Origin of the sequence: Streptomyces sp. YS-3 (genome assembly GCF_045257485.1) — a bacterium.
Lineage (GTDB): Bacteria > Actinomycetota > Actinomycetes > Streptomycetales > Streptomycetaceae > Streptomyces.
The window spans coordinates 1-897 of the sequence record NZ_JBJHPC010001105.1 but is presented as its reverse complement, the minus strand read 5'-3'; the positions used below and the strand labels follow the sequence as shown (position 1 = coordinate 897).

2 pseudogenes are annotated in these 897 nt (G+C 75.8%); both read left to right on the top strand.

Annotated features, from left to right (window positions below):
* Positions 1 to 94: 94 nt before the first annotated feature.
* Positions 95 to 658: pseudogene (gene eda, locus ACJA3G_RS37770) on the top strand (bifunctional 4-hydroxy-2-oxoglutarate aldolase/2-dehydro-3-deoxy-phosphogluconate aldolase); the annotation flags it as partial.
* An 84-nt stretch (positions 659 to 742) separates the two neighbouring features.
* Positions 743 to 897 (top strand): annotated as a pseudogene (locus tag ACJA3G_RS37765) (keto-deoxy-phosphogluconate aldolase); the annotation flags it as partial.

The following is an 897-nucleotide window of genomic DNA, read 5'->3' as shown; positions in this document are numbered from 1 at the left end:
CGCTGGACGTGGTCGTGGAGCAGATCCACTGACCCCCGTTGCGCAGGGTGCAACGCTCGTTGCGCCCTGCGACACCCCCCGGCAGGATGCCGGTATGACCTCCGTCCTGGACCTCGCCCCCGTCGTCCCCGTGGTCGTCCTGGACGACGCCGCCGACGCCGTACCGCTCGCGCGGGCCCTCGTGGCGGGCGGGCTGCCGGCCATCGAGGTGACCCTGCGTACGCCCGCCGCGCTCGACGCGATCCGGGCCATCGCGGACAGCGTCCCCGGGGCCGTGGTCGGGGCCGGGACCGTGGTGTCGGCCGCCGGGGTCGAACGGGCCGCGGCGGCCGGGGCGCGCTTCCTGGTCAGCCCGGGCTGGACCGCGGGTCTGCTCGACGCGATGACCGCGTCCGGGCTGCCGTTCCTGCCCGGCGTCGCCACCGCCTCCGAGGTGGTGGCGCTCCTGGAGCGCGGGATCGGCGAGATGAAGTTCTTCCCGGCCGAGGCGGCGGGCGGCACGGCCTACCTCACCTCGCTGGCCGGACCGTTCCCGGCCGCCCGCTTCTGCCCCACCGGCGGCATCTCGCTCGCCTCGGCGCCCCGCTATCTGGCGCTGGCGAACGTGGGCTGCGTCGGCGGTACGTGGATGCTGCCCCCGGACGCGGTCGCTGGACGTGGTCGTGGAGCAGATCCACTGACCCCCGTTGCGCAGGGTGCAACGCTCGTTGCGCCCTGCGACACCCCCCGGCAGGATGCCGGTATGACCTCCGTCCTGGACCTCGCCCCCGTCGTCCCCGTGGTCGTCCTGGACGACGCCGCCGACGCCGTACCGCTCGCGCGGGCCCTCGTGGCGGGCGGGCTGCCGGCCATCGAGGTGACCCTGCGTACGCCCGCCGCGCTCGACGCGATCCGGGC